Annotated in this window: 14 protein-coding genes; 10 read left to right on the top strand and 4 right to left on the bottom strand. The window is 69.2% G+C overall.

Annotation, left to right across the window (positions count from 1 at the left end; genetic code table 11):
* Positions 1 to 70 precede the first annotated feature (70 nt).
* Positions 71 to 1,033: a macrolide 2'-phosphotransferase gene (locus QHF84_RS26670; protein ID WP_281316244.1), complete on the top strand. Its 963-nt coding sequence runs from the start codon at positions 71 to 73 to the stop codon at positions 1,031 to 1,033.
* Between the two features lie 40 nt (positions 1,034 to 1,073).
* On the opposite strand, the gene QHF84_RS26665 is transcribed toward QHF84_RS26670, so the two are convergent.
* Complete coding sequence (locus QHF84_RS26665) at positions 1,074 to 1,466, bottom strand: VOC family protein (protein ID WP_281316243.1); 393 nt, start codon at positions 1,464 to 1,466, stop codon at positions 1,074 to 1,076.
* Between the two features lie 241 nt (positions 1,467 to 1,707).
* Between QHF84_RS26665 and QHF84_RS26660 the strand changes: the two genes are divergently transcribed.
* A complete protein-coding gene (locus tag QHF84_RS26660) occupies positions 1,708 to 3,036 on the top strand; it encodes an MFS transporter (RefSeq protein ID WP_281316242.1) in 1,329 nt (442 codons plus the stop codon).
* 12 nt (positions 3,037 to 3,048) lie between these two features.
* Here the strand turns inward: QHF84_RS26660 and QHF84_RS26655 are convergent, their stop codons facing one another.
* Entirely contained in the window at positions 3,049 to 4,506 is a 1,458-nt protein-coding gene (locus QHF84_RS26655; RefSeq protein WP_281316241.1) for a hypothetical protein, read from the bottom strand.
* 154 nt (positions 4,507 to 4,660) lie between these two features.
* Here QHF84_RS26655 and QHF84_RS26650 point away from each other — a divergent pair, with 154 nt between their 5' ends.
* Positions 4,661 to 5,095, top strand: coding sequence for a hypothetical protein (locus QHF84_RS26650; protein ID WP_281316240.1), 435 nt, complete (start codon positions 4,661 to 4,663; stop codon positions 5,093 to 5,095).
* Between the two features lie 59 nt (positions 5,096 to 5,154).
* Here QHF84_RS26650 and QHF84_RS26645 read toward each other — a convergent pair whose 3' ends face one another.
* A complete protein-coding gene (locus tag QHF84_RS26645) occupies positions 5,155 to 5,373 on the bottom strand; it encodes a heavy-metal-associated domain-containing protein (RefSeq protein WP_272427445.1) in 219 nt (72 codons plus the stop codon).
* Between the two features lie 138 nt (positions 5,374 to 5,511).
* Here QHF84_RS26645 and QHF84_RS26640 point away from each other — a divergent pair, with 138 nt between their 5' ends.
* Both QHF84_RS26640 and QHF84_RS26635 read left to right on the top strand, forming a co-directional pair.
* A complete protein-coding gene (locus QHF84_RS26640) occupies positions 5,512 to 7,827 on the top strand; it encodes a heavy metal translocating P-type ATPase (protein ID WP_281316239.1) in 2,316 nt (771 codons plus the stop codon).
* Positions 7,828 to 7,877: 50 nt separating this feature from the next.
* Positions 7,878 to 8,489, top strand: coding sequence for a sigma-70 family RNA polymerase sigma factor (locus QHF84_RS26635; RefSeq protein WP_281316238.1), 612 nt, complete (start codon positions 7,878 to 7,880; stop codon positions 8,487 to 8,489).
* A gap of 11 nt (positions 8,490 to 8,500) precedes the next feature.
* Here QHF84_RS26635 and yedA read toward each other — a convergent pair whose 3' ends face one another.
* Complete coding sequence (gene yedA, locus QHF84_RS26630; RefSeq protein ID WP_281316237.1) at positions 8,501 to 9,718, bottom strand: drug/metabolite exporter YedA; 1,218 nt, start codon at positions 9,716 to 9,718, stop codon at positions 8,501 to 8,503.
* 154 nt (positions 9,719 to 9,872) lie between these two features.
* On the opposite strand from yedA, the gene QHF84_RS26625 reads away from it, so the two are divergent.
* The 5 genes from QHF84_RS26625 (at position 9,873) to QHF84_RS26605 (ending at position 18,647) form a co-directional block, all read left to right on the top strand.
* Complete coding sequence (locus QHF84_RS26625) at positions 9,873 to 11,318, top strand: PLP-dependent aminotransferase family protein (protein ID WP_281316236.1); 1,446 nt, start codon at positions 9,873 to 9,875, stop codon at positions 11,316 to 11,318.
* A gap of 236 nt (positions 11,319 to 11,554) precedes the next feature.
* On the top strand, positions 11,555 to 12,493 hold the full coding sequence (locus QHF84_RS26620) for a LysM peptidoglycan-binding domain-containing protein (protein WP_281316235.1): 939 nt from the start codon (positions 11,555 to 11,557) through the stop codon (positions 12,491 to 12,493).
* Positions 12,494 to 12,532: 39 nt separating this feature from the next.
* Entirely contained in the window at positions 12,533 to 14,992 is a 2,460-nt protein-coding gene (gene tssI, locus QHF84_RS26615; protein WP_281316234.1) for a type VI secretion system tip protein TssI/VgrG, read from the top strand.
* 13 nt (positions 14,993 to 15,005) lie between these two features.
* A complete protein-coding gene (locus tag QHF84_RS26610) occupies positions 15,006 to 15,893 on the top strand; it encodes a PAAR domain-containing protein (RefSeq protein WP_281316233.1) in 888 nt (295 codons plus the stop codon).
* A 24-nt stretch (positions 15,894 to 15,917) separates the two neighbouring features.
* The gene (locus QHF84_RS26605) at positions 15,918 to 18,647 is read left to right on the top strand and encodes a DUF2169 domain-containing protein (RefSeq protein ID WP_281316232.1); all 2,730 of its coding nucleotides are present in this window, start codon (positions 15,918 to 15,920) and stop codon (positions 18,645 to 18,647) included.

Genomic DNA, 18,647 nt, shown 5'->3' with positions numbered 1-18,647 from the left:
GTCGTGAGGCGACGCGCTGCGCGTCTTCCCCTTCCGTATGCGCCTTCGGGCGCACGAAGAGGAGTTTTTCATGACCGAACGTAGTGATCTCTCGCCCGCGGCTTCTTCGTCTTTCGAGCCGCTCGATTCTGCCCCCGCTCTCCTCGCGGCCGCGCGCCGCGCGGGGCTCCGGGTCACGACCGAAATGGCCGATTTCGATCGAAGTGGGCTCGATTTCCTCGTGGTGCACGCCCACGACGAGGAAGGCGTGCCGTGGGTCGTGCGGACGCCGCGCCGCATGGCCGTGGTGGAGTCTGCGCGCGTCGAAGCGCGCGTGCTCGCTCTCGTACGCGCACACCTGCCGGTCGCCGTGCCGCATTGGCGCGTGTTCACCGACCAGGTGATCGCTTACCCGCGCCTCGGCGGCGTCCCCGCCGTCACCGTGGATCCGGCAGCCGGCGTCGTCTGGAATCGTGTCGATCCGGCGGCGCCCTCGGAGACGTTCATCCATTCGTTCGCCGACGCTCTCGCGGCGTTACAAAGGGTGAGCGCCCGGGCGATTGCGGAAGCGGGTGTCCCGACGAAAACAATCGAGGAAAGCCGCACCGAGATCGCCCGCGCCATGGACGAAACGCGTGGCGTGCTCGCGCCGTCGGATGTGGTCTGGGCGCGCTGGCAACGCTGGATCGCGAACGACGCGATCTGGCCGCGTCACCTCGCCCTGGTACACGGCGATCTCCATCCGGGTCACATGCTCCTCGACGAGGAGGGCCGCTTGACGGGGATCCTCGATTGGACCGAGGCCCACCTCGGGGATCCCTCGATCGATTTCGCGCTGTTCGTCGGCGCCTTCGGCAAGGCAGCGCTCGACGCTTGCCTCGCGCGTTTCGAGGCGGCCGGTGGCACGACGTGGAGCGGCCTCGCCGCCCACGCCGCCGAGCGCTGGGCGGCGTTCCCCGCGCTCGGGGCGAAGTGGGGGCTCACCACGGGCAACGATGGCGCGATCGAGTTCGCCCGGACGATGCTCGCCACGATCGAAAAAGAAAGCGGGTGAGCGCGCCGCGATTCGTGTGACATCTGCGCCGGGGAGCCGGTCAAGAATCCTTCAATCGCCACGGCGGAAAGCGCCGTGCCTCCCCGGCGCGGTAGAGACAAACACGATTGCCCGCCGGATCCGTGAGGTACGCCTCGCGCCAGAGCCAGCGCTGGTCCGTGGGAAGCACGTCGAACGTGAGGCCCGCCTTCGACAAGCGCTCGACGGTCGCGTCGAGGTCGTCTTCCTCGAAATAAACGACCACGCCGTCCTTCGCGGGAGGCGCATCCTGCAGGTGCAGCGAGAACGTGGCCGGCTCGCCGCCGGCCGCGTCGGGGCATTCGAAGCGCGCGTAGTGGTCGGCGCGCACGATGAGGCGCAGGCCGAGCGCCTGATAAAAGGCAATCGAGGCCGCGATGTCCGTGGCCGGCACGGTGACCTGGTTCATTCGCATGAACCGAGTGTAAAGCGGCCGGCGTCGCGGGAGCAAGCGGGTTTTCCGCAACGCGGCCCGGTGGGGCGGGGATCCGCGATGCATTGCCGCCGCTGATGGCCGGCACCTGGCATTCGAGGTAGAACGAGCTGAACGTGTACGTGTCCGTGATCGACACGACGTTCGAGGTCTGGCGCTCCCCGCGACGCCCCGGGGCGCCGATCCCCGTGGATCCCGCCGGCCGCGTGTGTATCGTTCGCCCATGGCAGCCCCTCCCGAAGCGCGCGCCGATCGCTCCCTCTCCGCCGATCTGCGCGAGCTCGTCGCCTCCCCGCGCGAGCTCTGGACCGTGTACGCGATGAAGCTCCTCGAGTCCGTCGCGTATTTCGCCATCTGGTCGCTCCTCGTGATTTTCTTGTCGGACGACCACGGCTTCTCCGATACCGCCGCCGGTTCCGTCGCGGGCACCTGGCTCACGGTCATCAGCCTCGTCGTCTTCTTCTCGGGCTTCATCGCCGACGGGCTCGGGGTCCGGCGCGCGCTCGTGATCGCGGCCCTCTCCACGGCCGTCGGCCGGGGCATGCTCGCGTTCGCGGGCGACAAGATGACCATTTACGCGGCGCTCGCCGCGTCCGTCTGGGGCATTGCCTGCATGAAGCCCACGATGAACGCGGCCGTGCGCAGCTACACGACCCCTGCCACGGTTTCGTTCGCCTTCTCGTTTTATTACGTGCTCATGAACGTCGGCTCGCTCGCCCAGGGGCCGCTCATCACCGAGTTCCGGAAGTGGTTCAAGGGCGGCGCGACGATCGCCGGGATCACGTTCTCCTCGAGCCAGATGGTCTTCCTCGTCGGGTTCGTCGCTTCCTGCCTCAACGTCGTCCTCGCGCTCTCCATGCGCGAGGCGAAGCCGGCCGCGGCCTCTGATAAACCCACGAAAAACCCGCTCTCCATCGCCCGCGAGGTGCTGCGCGAGCCGGCGTTCTGGATCTTCCTGGGGTTCATCGCGCTTCTCACGTTCGTCCGCCTCGTGCTCCAGCACGCGCATCTGACCTGGCCGAAGTACACGATCCGCGAGTTCGGCCAGGATTTTCCGTTCGCTTATTACTGGTCGATCAACCCTGCGATGATCATCGTCCTCACGCCGGTGGCGACGGCGCTCACGCGCAAGTACCCGCCTTATCCGGTGATCTCGATCGGCGCGACGATCACGGCGTTTTCGGTGCTCGCGCTGGCCGTCTCGACGACCGTCACCGCGAGCGTCGTGTTCATCGTCCTGCTCTCGATCGGCGAGGCGCTCTGGTCGCCCCGGCTCTACGAATACACGGCGACGATCGCGCCGCCCGGGCGCGAGGCGAGTTACATGGGGCTCTCGGAGATCCCCCTGTTCCTCGCCAAACCCTTCGTGGGTTTCCTCAGCGGCTATCTGCTCTCCGTGTATTGCCCGCCGACCGGCCCGCGGGATTCGCGGCAAATGTGGCTCGTCATCGGGCTCATGACGATCGCGGCGCCGGTCTGCATGCTCGTCTTCCGCCGGAAAATCGAGCGTCGCGCGCCCGAAGAGGCCGCGCCGAAGCCCGAAGCCGCCTGAGCCCGGACGAGCTCAGGGCCTCGTGCTCCCGGCGCGGGGCGCCATCATCGCGCTCCGCACGCCGGCTTGCGGGGCATCCGCAGCGAGCGTCATCTCCTGCCCGGCCCCCTTCACGCCGAGCGCCGCGAGAACCTCCGCGGTATCGGGAAACTCCGCTCGATCGAGGTATCGCTCGAACAGCGGCCGCACGACGGCCTGCCCCGTCTTCTCGTCGACGAACGCCGCGAACTCCTCGGCGGACCAAGCCTCCTCGGATTTCGCGCAGCAACGCCCGAGCTCGCGGATCGGCCCGTCGAGACCCCCCTCCACGCCCCGCTTGCGGAGCTCGACGTCGGCGAGCAGCGAAAGCGCCGCGCCGGCCCAGTACACGCGCTGATAGGCGTGCGTCGCGTGCATGTCGATGCTCTCTTGCCGGAGCGTACGCCCCGTCCCGCGCCGGCTCCCGCGCCGAAAGCCGTCCACGAGATCATCCCAGGCGCTGCGTTCATCCATGAGCCCCGCCCGCGCCCGCAGGATGTCCGTGTAATACGTCGCGAGCCCTTCGGACAGCCACGCGTCGCCTGGAAGAAAACGCGGCGCCGACAGATGGAAAAGCTCGTGCACGCCGACCCAGTCCTCATCGAGGGCCTCTTTGGTGACGGACGAACCCACCAGGATCATCACGGTCGGGCCGCCCCCGCGCAGCGCCATGCCGAATCCGACCTCCGACCCCGGATACGGGAGGAGCAGCGCCATCAATCGCGGCACGGGAACACCGTCGTGGAGCTGGGCCAGCGCGGACGCGCTCTTTTGCATCCATTGCGTCACGAGCGGCGTGCGCTCGCCGAACCCGCCGCCGAGCGCCACCACATCGAGCTCGGCCCCGCCCACGCGCAGCATCTCTCGCTCGAATTGGCCGAACGCCCCCGCGCTCCGCATCGTGAAGGCCGACGTCGGGACGCGATATCCTCGTGGATCCTCGGGCCACGGGAGTGCGGCGCGAATGCCCGGCGGGAGCGTGAAGCTCGCGGTGAAGAGCGTTCCCGCGGGCCGGGGCTCGGGCGCGAGCAGCCAGACGTCGGGCGCGGCGAGCACGTGGGCATCGCCGTGCGTGATCCAAAAACCCTCCGTCGGTGGACCGAGATCGACGTCGTAGCCGATACAAGCGCCGTCCGTCATCGAGGCAATGGCCACGGCGTCCTCCTCGAATTCCAGCGGCACGTCGCCCGTGGCCCGCAAGATGCGCGGCCGGCGCACGCGCGTGGCGAGCTCGGGCACCGTCATGCGCAGCCGCGCGAGCTGCAGGTCCCGGGGGCATACGGTGGCCGAAAGCGTGCGGAGCTCGGAATCGACGACGAACGAATAATGCACCGCCGGCGCGTCCCCCGTCACGGCGCTCGCCTTCGCCGTGGGCGCGCCCCCGCAGCCTCCGGGGAGGAGCAGGCCCAGACAAACCGCCAGCCGGACGAACAGGCTCTCCCGTCGCGCCATGGTCCATGTCTACACCGTCCGGCCCTGGTTTCAAAGCACCTCGGCCGGGGCGCGACCGTCCGCTCACGAAAGCTCCGCGGGCGACTGTAATGGGCGGCGCCCCCCTGCGTCGGCAGGTCGCACCCCTCGCAGAGAACCACGAAGGAGCTTGTTCATGAATGCGAAGAGTATCTACGAGACGCTGGCCGCCCTCGGGGCGGGCGCCCTGATCGCCGGTTGCACCACGTCCCCGGCGCCGACGGACGGCCCGGACGTGAAGCCCGTGGCCGAAACGCCCGCCGCGACCCCTCCCAAGGCGAACGAAATGCCCGTGGCCGCGACGCCAGGAGCCCCCGTCCCAGCGCCTTCGAGCGCGGCGATCCCTCCCTCCGCGGCCCCAGCCAAGACCGCAGCCAAGCCCGCCGCTACGCCACGCGCCACGACCGCAGCACCCGCTGAAACGCAGGCCGCCGCGCCCCCTGCCCCATCGCCCGTCACGGCGACGCCGTCCGAGCCCTTCGAAAAACCCGCGCCGGCGCCTGCGACGACCCCGACGGCCTCGCAGAAGCACGGCGCGCAGATGAGCTGCGGGGAAGGTTCTTGCGGGTGAAACCCGAGGCGCCGGAGCTCGCGGGAATCTCCGAGGGCTCCGGCGCATCCGCCCCCATTTCAGGCGGCGCGGGGGCGCGACTCGTAACCGGCGTCGCGCAGCGCCTCGACGAGGACGTTCGTCGGCGCGCTCGACGGATCGTGCTTCACGAGGACCGTCCCCTCGCGGAGCTTCACGTCGACCTTCTCGACGCCGGCGATCCCGCGCAGCGCGCCGTCGATGTGACGAATGCAGGACGGGCAGCTCATCCCGTCGACGTGGAGCAACGTTTCTTTCATGGCGTCCTTCCTTTTTCGGGGAGCGGCCCGTTCGCCGCTCGCACCCCTGAAGACGCAGCCCCCGCGGTTCATTACACCCTGCCGGGCGGTGTAATGCGCAGGGCGGTGATGCGTCTGCGCGGTCGAAGCGAGGTTTCCATGTCGACCGCATCCGCTCCCGCTCTCCTCCCCGAGAACACCGCCGCCCCGGCGGCTCGCCGCATCGACCTGCCCGTCGAAGGCATGACCTGCGCCGCCTGCGTGCGGCGCATCGAGCGCGCCTTGCTCGCGACCGAAGGCGTCCACGAGGCCAAGGTCAACCTCGTCACGCGCACCGCGACAGTCACGTACGATCCCGCGACCGGAAAGACCGAATCGCTCGTCACGGCCATCGAACGCGCAGGCTACAGCGTCCCACGGCAAGCGGCCGCCCCGGAGACCTCCGCCGCGCCGGCCGAACGAACCCACGCAGCCGACGCGAGCCTCGACCACGAGCGCCGCGTGCTCCGGCGCGACTTCGCCATCGCGCTCGGCCTCTCCGTCCCGCTGCTCGTCCTCGGCATGTCGCACGGCTGGATCCCCGGCGCGGACGGCACGATCGGCCGCCTCGTGCAGCTCGCCCTCGCGACGGCCGTGATCCTCGGCCCCGGCCGCCGGTTCTTCCGCCTCGCGTGGATCGCGCTCCGGCATCGCGCCGCCGACATGAACACCCTCGTCAGCCTCGGGACCGGCGCCGCGTGGATCTATTCCGCGATCGCCGTCCTCGCGCCCGGCCTCTTCCCGCACGCGGCGCATGGCCTGCGCCCGCACGTCTATTTCGAGGCCGTCGGCGCCATCGTGAGCTTCGTCCTGCTCGGCAAGCTCCTCGAAACCCGCGCGCGAAAGCGCCTCACCGACGCTGTGCGTGGGCTCGTCGCGCTCCAGCCGAAGACGGCGCGGCGGCTCCGCGGCGACATCGAAGACGAGATCCCTCTCTCGCACCTCGCGCCGGGCGACATCGTACGGGTTCGTCCCGGCGAACGGCTCCCGAGCGACGGCGAAGTGCTCGCGGGCGCATCCGCGGTCGACGAATCGATGCTCACCGGCGAGAGCCTCCCCGTCGACAAAACCGCGGGCGCGCCCGTCTTCGGCGGCACGCTGAACCAGAGCGGACAGCTCACCGTGCGCATCACGAAGACCGGCGCGGAGACCACGCTCGCGCAGATCGCCGCCGCCGTCGAGCAAGCCCAGGGCTCGAAGGCGCCCATTGCGCGCCTCGCGGACACGGTGAGCGGGGTGTTCGTCCCGGTGGTGCTCGGAATCGCGACCCTCGCGTTTGCCGCGTGGCTCTTCGTCGACCCCTCCGCGACGGGCCTCGCCGCCGCGGTCGAGCGGTTCGTCGCGGTGCTCGTCATCGCTTGCCCTTGCGCGCTCGGCCTCGCCACGCCGGCCGCCGTCGCCGTGGGCACGGGCCGCGGCGCCGAGCTCGGCGTGCTCGTGAAGGGCGGCACCGCGCTCGAAGCAGCGAGCCGCGTCGACACGGTGATCGTCGACAAAACGGGCACGGTCACGGCCGGCCGCCCCACGCTCTCGGCGGTGAAGACCATGCCGAGCTTCCGCGAGGAAGACATCCTTCACCTCGTGGGATCCGCGGAGCTCGGGAGCGAGCATCCGGTGGCGAAAGCGCTCGTCGAGGGAGCACGCGCGCGTGGATTGCGCCTCGTTTCGCCCGAGGAATTCCGCGCAGACGCGGGGGCCGGCGTGATCGCGCGTGTCGCGGGGCGCGAGGTTCGAATCGGCACGGCGCGGTACCTCGCCGAGCACGGCATCGATGCCGCGGCGCTCGAAGAAGCCGCGGATGCGCTCGCGCAGGGCGGGAACACGCCTTCGTTCGTCGCCGTCGAGGGAACGCTCGCTGGCCTCGTCGCGGTCGCCGATCTGCCGACGTCGGAGGCGAAAGAAGCCGTCGCCGCCCTGCACGCGCTCGGCGTGCGTGTCGCCATGGCGACGGGTGATCGCGAGGCCACCGCGCGCGCCGTGGCGCGCTCCCTCGGGATCGACGAGATCCACGCGAACGTGCGCCCCGAGGACAAGGCGCGCATCGTCTTCGAAGAACGCGCGAAGGGCCGCATCGTCGCGATGGTCGGCGACGGCATCAACGACGCTCCGGCGCTCGCCGGCGCCCACGTGGGCATCGCGGTCGCGAGCGGCACCGACATCGCGGTCGCTGCGGCCGACATCGCGCTCCTCCGCGGCGGAATCGCCTCGCTCCCCACCGCGCTCGGCCTCGCGCGCGCCACGTTGCGCACCATCCGCCAGAACCTCTTCTGGGCCTTCGTCTACAACGTGATCGGCATCCCGATCGCCGCGGGCGCGCTCTTCCCGCTGACCGGCTGGCTCCTCTCGCCCGTCCTGGCGAGCGCGGCGATGAGCCTGTCGAGCGTGTCCGTCCTCCTCAGCTCTTTGCGTCTTCGTTCCTATGGAGTCAAACGATGAGCACGCGCGCCGTGTTGACAGGAGCGCCCCTCGGGGCGACAAACGAGCCCATGGCAGATCCTGGCCCGACCTCGGAGACGACCCCCACCTTGCCCGTGGAGGGCGACGTCGCGCGTGTCCTCGTCGAGAACCACCGGGCGTTTCTGGCGTTCCTCGAGCGCCGCCTCGGCGACCGCGCCCTCGCCGAGGACATCCTGCAAGAGGCCTTCGCGCGTGGCCTCCAGCGCCTCGACACGCTCCAGAAGGACGAATCCGCGATCGCCTGGTTCTACCGCCTCCTGCGCAACGCCGTCATCGATCATCGCCGTCGCCAGGGCTCCGCGCGGCGCGCGCTCGACGCCTTCGCCTCCGAGGTCGAGGATCACGCCGAGCCGACCCAGGAGGTCCGCGGCGCGATCTGCCAATGCGTCACGCGCCTCGCGAAGACGCTCAAGCCCGAATACCGCGCCGCGCTCGAGCGCATCGAGGTGGAGGGCGTCGCGGTGAAGGATTTCGCCGAGGAGCAGGGGATCTCGCCCTCGAACGCGGCCGTGCGGGTCTTCCGCGCGCGAGAGGCGTTACGGAAGCAGGTCGCCGTCTCGTGTGGGACCTGCGCCGAGCACGGCTGCATCGATTGCACGTGCGACAGCGGGGCGCACGGCGGCTGCGCCCCGAAGGTTTGAGGCCGAAGCGATCAGGAGCGCGAAGGCCGCGCCCGCGACATCGACACGATCACGACGCCCGCGATCACGATGAGCGCCGCGAGCCACGTCGTCGCCGAGGCCTCCTCGCCGCCGAGCCAGATCCCGACCGCAATGGCGACGAGCGGGTTCACGTACGCATAACTCGTCGCAATGGCCGGCCGCGTGTTCCGGATCAGGTAGCCGTACGCGGAAAACCCCACGATCGAGCCGAACACCGTCAGATACGCGAGCGCCGCGAGCGAGCGGGCCGACGGCGCGACCGGCAGCGGCTCGCCGAGGATCGGCGCGAGCAAGAGCATGATGAGCCCGCCCGCGATCATCTGCGCGGCCGAGGCCATGAGCCCCTTCGGCAGATCCATCGACCGGCTGAACAGCGAGCCGAGCGCCCACGCGAACGGCGACAACATCATCAGCAGAATCCCGCCGCCCGAGCCGCCCATCGAGCCGCCGAGGTGCAGGAGCGCGGCGCCCGTGAACCCGACCAGAAGCCCCGCCCATTCTCCGGCCGAAGGCGCGGCCGACGTCCCTTCGCGGCCTGCGCGGCGCTGCACGAACGCCGCGGCGCTCCCGAGCACGGCCATCCAGAGCGGCATCGTCGTCACCACGACTGCGGCCACGCCCGAGCTCACCCACCCTCGCTGCTGGCCGATCGCGAGAAACCCATTGCCACACGCGAGCAGGAGCGAGCCCACGAGCGCGGCCCCGGCCCATTGCTTCCGCGTCGGCGCGGCCTCGCCGCGCAGCCGGAGCGCCCCGTACAGAATGCCGCCCGCGAGCACGAACCGCGTCCCGCCCATGAAAAACGGCGGTAGCGTCTCCAGCGCGATGTGCATCCCGAGGTACGTCGAGCCCCAGATGACGTACAGAGAGAACAGCGAGACCAGCACGAGCCACTGCTGCCTCAGCGCAGCGAGGAGCCGCCGGAGTTTTCCTGCAAAACCTTCTCTCGACACCGTGATGTGCGCCCGCGACAGGGCCTCGACCACGACGAGCCCCTGATCGGCGCCACGGTAGCAGCCGCCCGCCGAGAGCACCACGTCGTCCGGATCACCCTCGCGGGTCAGCCAGACCGAACCGCTCGTACACGCGAGGGCGAACGGCCCGCGGAGCCTTTGCGCCCACAGCGCGCCCTTGGCGAGATCGAGCTCGAAAAGGCGCGGCGCGCGCGGCGCCACGCCCGCGCCGAACCTTGGCACGGTCGTCGTCATGCCCGGAGCTTGACCTCGGACAGGCACCCAGCACAGATGCAGTTGCTCGGCATGTGCGACCGGTACAGTTGGCCGGAAGCCGCACTGTACTGGTCGCCGCCTGCGGCAACTGTACCGGTGCGCGGGAGGCCTCGGCGCGGTATCCTTCATCCCCGTGCAGCAAGAAAGTGTCGCCGCGGAGCAGGGGCTTCTTTACGAGCGCGTCGCCGCGCACATCGAGGAGCTGATCGAGCGGGGCACGCTCCGCCCCGGCGATCGGATCCCCTCGGTCCGGCGGCTCGCGCGCCAGCAGGGCGTCAGCATCGCGACGGTGCTGCAGGCGTACCTCGAGCTCGAGAATCGCGGCACCATCGAGGCGCGGCCGCAATCGGGGCATTACGTGCGGGCCCGCCGCGCCCCGCTCCCGCCCGAGCCACGCGCGGCGCGCGCGTGCACGACCACGAGCCGCCCGAGCATCGAAAGCATGGTCGCGAAGCTCTACGGCGCCGGGCGTGATCCCAGCATCGTGCCGCTCGGCGCGGGCTTCCTCGATCCCGACCTCCTGCCGACCGAGCGCATCAACCGATCCGCGAGCCTCATCGCCCGGAGCGCGGGCGGCGCGGGCGTCTCGTACGACCTGCCGCCGGGCCTCCTCGCGCTGCGCCGACAGATTGCGCGTCGATCCATCGAATGGGGCTGCGCGCTCTCCGCCGACGACATCGTGACCACGGTTGGCGCGGCCGAGGCGCTCCACCTCTGCCTGCGCGCCGCGACGCGGCCGGGCGACACGGTGGCCGTCGAATCCCCCGCGTATTACGGGCTCTTGCGGCTCCTCGCGAGCCTCAACATGCGGGTCATCGAGATCCCCTCGCACCCGCGCACGGGCATGGACCTCGCCGCGCTCGCGGAGGCGATGGGGCGCCACCGCATTCGCGCCGTCATGGCCATCCCGAACTTCAACAACCCCCTCGGCGCCCTGATGCCGGACGAGGCGAAGGAAGAGCTCGTGGAGATGCTCGGGCGCCGCGAGATCCCGCTCATCGAGGACGACATCTACGGCGACCTGCATTTCGGCGACGAGCGCCCGCGGCCGGCCAAGGCCTTCGACAAACGCGGGCTCGTGATGCTCTGCTCCTCGTTCTCGAAGACGCTGGCGCCGGGGTATCGCGTCGGCTGGGCCGCGCCCGGCGTCTTCCGCGAGGAGGTCGAGCAGCTCAAGTTCGCCCAGAGCGTGGCCACGGCGACCCTGCCGCAAATGGCCGTGGCGGATTTCCTCGACAATGGCGGCTACGACCATCACCTGCGCGCGCTCCGGCGCAAGCTCGCGGCGCAGGTCGAGCGGGTGAGCGAGGCCGTGGCCGAATATTTCCCGCCCGGGACGCGCATTTCGCGTCCGGCGGGCGGGTTCCTCTTGTGGGTCGAGCTGCCGCCGGGCACGAGCGCGCACCTGCTCTTCGAACGTGCGCTCGCTCGGGGCATCTCCATCGCGCCGGGTCCGCTCTTCTCGGCGAAGCAGCGTTTTTCGGGGTACATCCGCTTGTCATGCGGGCACCCGTGGTCAGAGCTCTTCGATCACGCAATTCGCACGCTCGGCAAGCTCTGCGCGGAGTGCGCGGGGTAGAGGCGCCGGGCGAATCCAGGCGTCGCCGGCCGGCTAAGCGCCGCCCACCTGTCAGCTCGATGACGCCCGCCTGATGAACGTTCGCGCCCGCCGAACCGTCCTGGGGAACGCAAACCCCAGGGATGGATCGGGATAGATCCACCCCTGCTTCCTCCTCCCCATTTCCAGCTCAAGTCCTTTCGCGTATTTGTCGAGGGCGCGCCGTTGGCAACGGCCTTGCTAGCCCCGGAGATCTCATGTCGAACGACGACACGCCTTTCGACCTCGGGCCGCCGCCTCCGATCTTCATCCCGCCGCCGGGTCCCGTTGCCGGCGCGCCGCCGCCCGCGCCCGTCGCGTTCGCCGCGCGGGCGATCGTGCAGGAGCCGCCGCCCGCGCAGGCGCAGAAGATGATGGCGCTGTCGGCGAAAGCCCCGGGCTCGTACACCGTGAAGTCGGGCGATACGCTCGGCGCGATCGCCGAGAAATACGACACCTCGGTCAGCGCGATCCTCAAGGCGAACCCGCAGATCACGAATCCGAATCAGATCTCCGTCGGGCAGCAGATCAAGCTCCCCGGCGCGTCGAGTGGCACCGGAGGCGCCTCGCCGCAGCCGAGCCAGCCCAAACCGCCGCCGAAGAAGCCACCGCCGAAGAAACCGCCGCCGAAAAAGCCCGCGGCCGACAAGGACGACGACAAGGATTCGAAGGCCGAACGCAAGCTCGTCTTCCCGCTCTGGAAAAAACCCACGGCGAGCTGGAAGGACGGTCCCCGATACTTCGGCTCCCCACGCTCCGGCGGCCGCAAGCACGGTGGCGTGGATCTGTATGCCCCGTTTGGCTCGAAGATCCGCGCGATCGCCGACGGCGTCATCATCCGCCCGCCCTATTTCTTCTACGACGGGACGAACGCGCTCGAGGTCTATCACCCCGGCGTCGGCGTCGTCCGGTATGGCGAGATTTCGAGCAGCAAGCGCGTCCCCGTGCGGGCGGGGCAAAAGGTCAAGTGCGGCGAGCACATCGCGTACGTCGGCCTGCTCGACTCCCTCGGCATGTCGATGATCCATTTCGAGCTCTACGGCGAGCGGGCGCGCGGCCAGGCGCTGACGCAGATGAGCGGCCCTTACCGGAGGCACCCCGCCCTCAAGAATCCGACGAACCTCGTCGACAAACTTTATCGATTGACGTTCAAGTGAGCGCTCCTCGGAACCACCTTTGCGGAGAACGATGAAGCCATGAGCAACGTGAAAATCTCCCTCGAATCCGGGGAACACCTCGACGTCCGCAGCTTCGCGGTGCACGAGGCGCTGAACGCGTCGTTTCAGATCGACGTGATCGCGCTCGGCGACGACGACGTCGACCTCGCGAAGATCAGCGGCCGCCCGGCGTCGTTCGGGCTCGCGGGCCACGGCGGCCCGCGCATCTGGACGGGCGTGTGCGCGAGGATCGCGCAGACGGAGGTCGAATCCGACGGGCTCTCGACGTACGCCCTCCGCATCGTCCCCGCGTTCTGGCTGCTCTCCCACCGCCGCAACCACCGGGTCTACAAGCACGCGTCGGTGCCGCAGATCGTCAAGAAGATCCTCGAGGAGTGGCGTTTGCCCTTCGAGTTCCGGATCGACGAGCAGGATTACCCGAAGCGCGAATTCAAGGTGCAATACGGCGAGACGGACCACGATTTCGTGCGGCGCCTCCTCGTCGACGCGGGCATCTCGTTTTTCTTCACCACGCCGGAGGGCGCGAAGGAGACGAAAATGATCCTCACCGACGCGCCGACCACCTCGGAGCCGCGCGAAAAGGCGCTGCCGTTCGTGCGCTCCGCGAGCCTGGCGGAGAAGTCGGAGCACATCACGGACGTGAGCATCGGTCACGACGTGCGCCCGGGGCGCGCGGTGGTGCGCGATTTCGATTTCCGCCGCCCGACATTCCCGCTCGCCGGCGCGCACAGCGCGGACGACGACGGCCCGGACAGCCTGCTCGAAGAATATTTTTTCCTCCCCGGATCGAGCCACGTCGCGGGCGACGGCGACGGCAGCACGCCGGTCGGCGACGCGGAAGGCAATTACCGGTACAACGAAAAAGAGGCCAAGCGAAAGGCGCAGAAGCACGTCGAGGCCATGCGCGGCGCGGCCAGCCGCATCAGCTTCTCCACGTCGGCGACCGACGTCGCGCCCGGCACCCTCTTTTCGATGAAGGGACATCCGCACCGGGATCTCCAGAATGGCAAGAAGCTCCTCGTCCTCTCGTCGTTCATCTCGGGCGAGGTCGACGACGATTGGCACGCCGGCGGCGAGGCCGTCTCGGCGGAGAAGCCGTACCGGCCCCTGCTCACCGCGATGAGCCACGGCGACGCGCATCGGAGCGGCGAGGAGGGCGCGTTCAAGCCGCTCTCGAAGGCGAAGAAGCCGCGCATCCACGGCGTCCAGAGCGCGGTCGTCGTCGGGCCTCCGGGCGAGGACATCCATTGCGACGAACATGGCCGCGTGCGCCTGCAATTCCCCTGGGATCGCGAGGCGAACGGCGACGAGAAGGGCTCGTGCTGGGTGCGCGTCTCCCAGGCCTGGGCCGGGCCCGGGTTTGGCATGGTCACCATGCCGCGCGTGGGCCAGGAAGTCCTCGTCGCGTTCCTCGAAGGTGATCCGGACCTGCCGGTCGTCGTGGGCCGCCTGTTCGGCACGATCTCGCCGGTGCCTTATTCGATCCCGGAGAACAAGACCCGCACGACGCTCAAATCGAGCTCGAAGAACGGCGGCAACGAGATCACGTTCGACGACAAGGCGGACGGGGAGCTCTTTTACCTCGAAGCCACGAAGGACCTGCACAAGGTCGTCCAGGAAGACGAGCTCGAAGAGACGAAGGGCAACCGGCACGTCACGGTCGAGGGTGATCTCATTCTCTCGGCGAAGGGGAACGTCATCATCCAGGCCGGCAAAGAGCTCGTCGTCAAGGGCGGCCCGAAGATCCAGCTGAACCCGCCCGTGGAGGTGCCCGCGGCGCGCAAGCCGAAAAAGCTCGGCGGACATGGGCAGAAGAAACCCGCGAAGCAAGAGCACCACGAGGCAAAGCACGAGCAGGCAAAACACGAGCCTCCCAAGCACGAAAAAGAGCCCGCCAAGCACGACCACGACAAGGAACACCACGGCAAGTCGAAGGCCGCGAAGCAGAACGAGCTGCTCGGCAAGATGAACCCCGGCCCCGCGGGCAAGTACCACCAGATCGCCGCGGCCCGCAAAGCGAAGGCCGAGCATTACAAGGAGCTCGCGAAGAAGATCGGCGAGCGGTACGACATCCCGCCGGCTCTCGCGCTCGCCTGGATGAACCGCGAATCCGCGTTCGGTGATTTCCTCGACGCGAACGGCTACAGCAAATTCGACGGGATGGGCTTCGGGCTGTTCCAGGTCGACAAGCGGTATCACACGCCGAAGGGCGGCCCTTCGGACTGGCACCACATCGATCAGGCGATGGACATCTACAAGGGGTACATTCGCCAGATCAAGGACAAGCACCCCGGCTGGAGCGAGGAGGAGTACCTCGCCGCGGGCCTCGTCGCCTACAACTCGGGCCCGGGCAACGCGCAGACGCGGCCCTCGTCCACGGCGGCGTGGGCGCAGCTCGACAATGGCACCGCGCACGACGATTATTCGCGCGACGTCTGGGCGGAAGCACAGTGGTATTCGAAGAACCTGAAGTGGTGACGGGGAGGGGCCGATGGCACTGGTAGCTCGCAAGGGCGTCGACGAATGCAGCGGCCACGACGGTTGCCCGCCGCGCAAGGCCCTCGAGGGCAGCCCGGACGTCTTCCTCGACGGACACGCCGTCGTGCGCGTCGGTGACCTCTGGGAGCCGCACGACGGCCCCGATCACCCGCACCACGACAGCGTGGCGGAAGAGGGCTCCGACGAGATTTACGTCAATGGCAAGGCCGTCGTCCGCGTCGGGGATTGCCTCGACTGCGGCAGCGTCGTCAAGACCGGCAGCATGGCCCTGTTTGCCGGCGGGAAAAAGACGCCGAAGAAGAAGCCGGAGGAGGCCGAGGACCGCCCGAACCGAGCCGAACGCCAAAACAAGGTCCTGCTGAAAATGAAGCCCGGCAAGATGCCTCGGGCGAGCGTGGAGGCGCCGATGGACCGGGCGCGGGCGCAGAAGCTCGTGCCGCTCGCGAAGAAGCTCGGCGCGAAATACGGCATTCCCCCGGCGCTTTTGCTCGGCCTCGCGAGCCGCGAATCCGGCTTCGGCAGGCACCTCCGCGCGGACGGGTATGGCAAATACGATCCGGACGGGTATGGGATGTTCCAGGTCGACAAGGAGTTCCACAAGCCGAAAGGTGGTCCTTTCAGCATGGATCACGCCGAGCAGGCGATGCGGATCTGGAGCGACACGTACAAATCCGTGAAAGCCGCGCACCCGAGCTGGACGCGGGAGCAGCTCCTCGCCGGCTCCATCGCCGGATACAACTTCGGCCCGGGCAACGTCCGGACCCAGCCGAAAGACGCGGCGAGCTGGGCCAGGCTCGACGATGGCTCGGCCGGCGATGATTATTCGCGCGACGTGTGGGCACGGGCGCGGTATTTCTCGAAGCGCCTGAAGTGGGATTGATCGGCGGGCAGGAATCGGTTTTTCATGGAGATCATCACCATCCCGCCTTTCGTCACGGGCTCCGTCACCTGGCAGGAACAGCCGGGACAATGGTCGCTCACGGTCGTCTGCAAGGTGACGTACGCGCTGAAGCCCGGCACGTCGATCGTGGCGACCGAGCCCGAGGGCGTCAACGAGCGCGACAACCACTGGGACGACGATCCGGGCAAATGCGTGTATGCCCCGAGCGACCTCGCGCCCTACAAACCCCGGCCGGAGGTCCTGCTCGTCGGCAGCGCGTTCGCGCCGCGTCGCGAGCCTTTGCGATCGCTCTTCGCGCGGCTCGTCGTCGCCGACGTCGACAAATCGATCGAGGTCCTCGGCGCGCGCACGGTCGCGCGGGACGGCGCCGTCGCGGAGGCGCAAAAATGGACGCAGATGCCCCTCCGCTACGAGCGGGCCGCCGGCGGCGATGATTCGTGGAACCCCGTCGGGATCGACCCGTCCGTCGTCGACGCGTACGGGCGGCGCACCTTGCCGAACCTGCAGCCCCCCGGACTGACGGATGCGGACGGCTCGCGCCCAATTCCCACCGTCGGATTCGGGCCCATTGCCTCGCGATGGCTCGTGCGGAGCGCCAAGCTCGGCGCGCTCGTGGGGGCGTTCGCGAATGGCACGTGGACCGAGACGCCGCTCGGAATGGAGTTCGACGGCTCGTATTTCCAGAGCGCGCCGTCGGATCAGCTCGTCTCCGAGCTGCGCCCGGACGAGCCGATTCTGCTCGAGAACATGCATCCCGAGATCGAACGATTCTCCACGCGGCTGCCGGGAATCAAGCCACACATGCGCGTGGAAATCGAGGGCCTGCCGCCCTGGGAGCCCGATCTCGTCCCCGATACCTTGTGGATCGACACGAGCCGAGCGATTGCGAGCCTCACGTTCCGCGCGCAGATTCCGCTCGACGGACGCGATCAGCCGGGCCGCATCTCCATCGGCGTCGAATATCCAGGCGAGCCCGTGCGGTTCCCCGAGCCGACGCGCGCCGCGCCCGGGCCGAAGCCCGCGATCGACGAGGACGACGACGATCTCGATCTCACGCAAACGACGGGTGATAGTCTCCAGGGCCTCGGCGTCAATCCCCTGCCCTTTTCGGCCTCGCCCGCCTTGCCGTTCGCGCCGGGCGCGGCCGCGCCGCAGCCGCCGCCCTCGCAGACGCCGCCGCGCCCACGGCCGCCGCCCGAGGAGGATGCCAACGACACCGCCGTGTTTGTCGGGACCATCCCGCGTGATGCAATGCCCGCGTGGCTCGCGGGGAAAAAGAACCCGCCCGCGCCGGCCCCCGCATCCATGCCCGCGCCCGCCATGGCCGCGCCCCCGCCGGCCATGCCCGTCGCGCCGCCGCCGCCCATGACGCAACTCCGGCGCCCGGCCGAACCTGCGGCCCCGCCGCCGCCCATGGCAGCGCCTCTCCTTGCAGCGCCGCCGCCCATGGCAGCGCCGCCTCCGCCCATTCCGGCGCCGCCGCAGACGCACCTCGCGCCCCCGCCTTTGCGCCCGCAGGTCCCATCGCTCCCGGGCGTCGTCGTCCCGCATTCGGCGCCGCCCGCGCCCGCGCTCCCGATACAGCCGCCCGGCGCGCGACCGGCCGGAACCACGGTGGGGCAAGCCGCGGTGCTCGCCGCGCAAAAAGCTCGCCCCGCGCCCGAGCCCCCGCCGCCCGCTGCGCCGTCGACGCCCATCGAAAAGGATCGTTCGCGCCCCGCCAAGAGTGATCCACGTGTCCTCGCCACGGCAGCCTTCCTCGGCGCGGCGGAGGCCTCTCATGCCGCCGCGGCGGTCCCCACGGAGGACGATCGCGAAAAGGAGCGTCGCGACAAACCCCCGGCCACGGCGCCCGCCGCAGCACCTGCGCCCGCGAATTTTCTCGTCGATCTCCTGTGGTTCGCCCCCGAGCTTCCCACGCGGCTCCCCGAAAACGAAACCTGGAAGCCCCTCTTCGAGCCGGCGACGCCCGCAGCGCCCGAAGAGCCTGAAAGCGAGGCCTCCGAGGACCCGTGGAACGACGAGGATCCGGAAGCTTCGCCGCCGAAACCTCGCAAAAAACCCGAGCGCAAAAAAGAAAAAACTCCGGAAGAAAAAGCGAAGGAGGACAAGTCTCGCGTCTCGAAGGTCCTCACGCGCGCCATCCCCACGCTCGACGTGGAGAGCGCGCTCTTCTCGGCGGTGAACGACGACGGCGTGCTCGAACCTCCGCTCCTCGTCGTCGCGGGCGACCTCGAATTGCCTTTCGACGAAATTGAAGTCCTCAAGGTCCTCGCGAGCGCGGCCGCGCCGCTCGCGGTGGGCGACAAGAAGCTCAAAGAGACGCTCGATCTCGCGAACGAGGCGCTCGGCACGCCGCTCGGCAGCTCCGCCGACGTGGCGGCGAACTTTTCGCTCCGCGTGCGCGAGGCGTGGGCCAAGGCGAACCGCATGCTCCCGCCCGATTACCTCGACGTGCATTCGCGCCGCGTCCTGCTCGAGCAACGCAAGTACCAGAAACGCGAGCTCTCGGGCGCCGAATGGATCCGCGCGCTCCTCCATGGCCCGATGGCGGACAAGGGGATCCCGATCTACCTGCCCATCGATCTCTCGAAAAAGCTGCCGCTCTTTTCGAGGTTCTCGGCCCGCCTCATCGTCGAGGCCTTGCCCCAGCAGGATCAGAGCGAATCGCAGATCGTCGCGCTCCGCGTGCTCGCGCTCGCGCGCACCGTGGCGGGCCGGCCGAAGCGATGA

Source organism: Polyangium sp. y55x31 (assembly GCF_029946505.1).
Taxonomy (GTDB): domain Bacteria; phylum Myxococcota_A; class Polyangia; order Polyangiales; family Polyangiaceae; genus Polyangium.
Note: the sequence above shows the minus strand (reverse complement) of the source record. Positions and strands in the feature narration are given on the sequence as shown.